The sequence below is a fragment of the Rhodococcus sp. R1101 genome, assembly GCF_000278445.1.
GTDB lineage: Bacteria > Actinomycetota > Actinomycetes > Mycobacteriales > Mycobacteriaceae > Rhodococcus > Rhodococcus gordoniae.
Map to the genome: position 1 here is coordinate 1 of NZ_AJVB01000535.1, position 2,486 is coordinate 2,486.

2 protein-coding genes and 1 pseudogene are annotated in these 2,486 nt (G+C 71.5%); all 3 read right to left on the reverse strand.

Annotated elements, in window-relative coordinates; all coding sequences use genetic code 11:
* Positions 1-297, reverse strand: a pseudogene (locus tag R1101_RS27980) (ATP-binding protein); the annotation flags it as partial.
* Positions 273-1,319: a zinc-dependent metalloprotease gene (locus tag R1101_RS0121150; protein WP_026003550.1), complete on the reverse strand. Its 1,047-nt coding sequence runs from the start codon at positions 1,317-1,319 to the stop codon at positions 273-275. The gene R1101_RS0121150 and the pseudogene R1101_RS27980, both read right to left, overlap by 25 nt.
* The coding region (dacB, locus tag R1101_RS0121155; protein ID WP_016935260.1) for a D-alanyl-D-alanine carboxypeptidase/D-alanyl-D-alanine endopeptidase at positions 1,316-2,486 on the reverse strand (1,171 nt) is incomplete at its 5' end. The genes dacB and R1101_RS0121150, both read right to left, overlap by 4 nt.

Sequence of the window (2,486 nt, forward strand, 5' to 3'; positions counted from 1 at the left end):
CGCGCAGCCGCGGGCCCGGGCGAACTCCGCGGCGCGGGCGGCGACGACCTCGGAGCCGGCCTGCAGGCGATGGTCGACGACGACGGCGTGTACCGCGTCCGCTTCCGCCACGGCGGCGGCGGTCAGGGCTGCGGAATCGGCTCCGCCGGACAGCGCGACGGTCACCTCGCCGACGGGGTGCGCGCCCAGCCAGGCCCGCACTGCGAGTCGCACTTCGTGGATCGCCGGGGTCTCGGGCAGCAGCGGGCGATCGGCCGACGGTGATGCCACGATCAGCCCAGCACCCGCGCGATCCACGCGTCGGGATGGTCGATCTCCGCCAGGGTGGGCAGGGCATCCGGTCCGGACCACACCGCGTTGAAGTCGTCCATGCCGACCTTCGCGACGACGGCGTCGACGAACTTCTTGCCGTGCACGTACTGCGCCATCTTGGCGTCCATGCCGAGGACGAGCCGGATCAGGCGATGGACGGGGCTGCTGTTGCGGTGCCGGCGGTTGTCGAACGCCCGCCGGATCCGCGCGACCGACGGGACCACGGCCGGGCCGACACCGTCCATCACATGGTCGGCGTGACCTTCGAGGAGAGTTCCCAGCGCGAGGATCCGATCGAACGATTCGCGTTGCGATTGTGCCTGCAGGGCACGCACGACGCCGAGCATCCCCCGCTCCGACATCGGCTTCTCGCCCGGAGCGCGCAGGTCCTTCACCGCCGACACCACGCGGGTCGCGACGTCGCCCATCGGTTCCTCGACGGCGGTGGCGAGATCGGCGGCAGCATCGCGCATCAGTTCCGCCATCCACGGTGCCTGCGAGAACTGCACGCGGTGGGTCACCTCGTGCAGGCACACCCACAGCCGGAAATCGGTGGGCGGCACCTTCAGGACACGTTCGACCGCGACGACATTGGGCGCGACGAGCAGCAACGAGCGGGAGAACGGATCGTATTGTCCGAGCACCGCCGAGGACAGGTACGCCAGCATGGCCCCCGCCTGCGCGCCCGCCGGTTTGCCCACCCAGCGTCGGCTGCCACCCGGATCCGCACCCGGCGCCGCGGTGAGGTCGGCCATGGACGCCGCGGCCGCGCGCACCCATCCGGGCCGGTCGACGACCCGCGCCGGCGGCGGCTCCGTTCCGTCGTCGAGCCGCGTGTGCTCGCGCACGGGGCCCTCGGCGCGTGCGGCAGCCGAGAACAGTTCGTCCTGCACCGCGTCGCGCGTGTACTGCGACATGGCAGGTTCGGAGCGGGTGAGGCGCACGCCGACCCCGGCCGCGAACGACCAGTCGATCGCGTCGCCGAGAGCCCGCTCCTTGCCGGTCATCGGCAGCCGCACTCGCGAAGCACCGACGCCACGGCGTCGAGGGCGGGCCGGGCCTCACCCGGCGACCTGCCGTTGGAGAGCAGAGCGAACGACAGCACACGACCGTCGGAGTCGACGACGTACCCGGTGAGTCCGTTGACCTCGGTCAGCGTGCCGGTCTTCGCCCGCACCCAGCCGGCCCCGGCACGGGTCGTGGTGCCGTAGCGGTCGGCGAGCGTGCCGGTCGCTCCTGCGACGGGAAGATAGTCGAGCATGGGCCGCAGCTCCGTCCTGTTCGGTCCGGCCGCCTCGGAGATCACGCGATCGAGCGTACGAGCGGGAATCCGGTTCTCGACCGAGAGCCCGCTGACGTCGCGCAACGTCACACCGGTGACGTCCAGACCCGCTTGCTGCAGGGTACCGGTCACCGCCTTCGTGGTGCCCTCGAACGAGTGCTCGGTGCCCGCCGCGACCGCGACCTCCCGTCCGATGGTCTCCGCGAGGACGTTGTCGGATCGGCGCAGCATCTGGCCGAGGCGCACGGTGAGCGGCGCCGACTGGACCGACGCCATGGGCGCCGCACCGGGTGAGGCGGATCCGAGTGCTACCCGCGCGGGGTCGGCGCCGAGCGCGGTCGCCAGTGCACGACCGGCGTCCAGGGCGGGCGTAGCGCTGCGAGGCGATTCGTCTTCGAGCGGGCGCAACCGGCCGCCGTCGAGCATCACCGGTTCGATGGGCGCGACATAACCGTCGCCGACGTCCTGGGGAAACCAGCCCGGCGCGAGCGGATCCCCGCTGTACAGGCTCGTGTCGACGAGGACGGTCTCGACGGTCGTGCCGCCGCGGCGGATCTGTTCGGCGAGATCGGCGATGCGAGGACCACCCGGATAGAAGCTCTCCTCGCCGGGCGGCAGTGCCGACAGGGTGGGGTCGCCCCCGGCGATCAGGACGATCTCTCCCGGCTTCGAACCTTCGACGACGCGCGTGGTGATCCGATGATCGGACGGCAGCACGAGCATGGCAGCCGCAGCGGTGAGAATCTTCGTCGTGGAGGCCGGGATCAAGGCGCGGTCGGGATCCTTCGACCACAACACCGTGCCGGTCGTGGGGTCGCTGATCGATCCGGCGAAATCACCGAGTCCCGGATCGTTCACGGCCCGGTCGAGTGCCGACGCCAGCGAAGTCGGG

Bases quoted from the DNA above. Each gene is read 5' to 3' on its own strand.
- R1101_RS0121150 (WP_026003550.1), bottom strand. From the start codon at position 1,319: ATGACCGGCAAGGAGCGGGCTCTCGGCGACGCGATCGACTGGTCGTTC.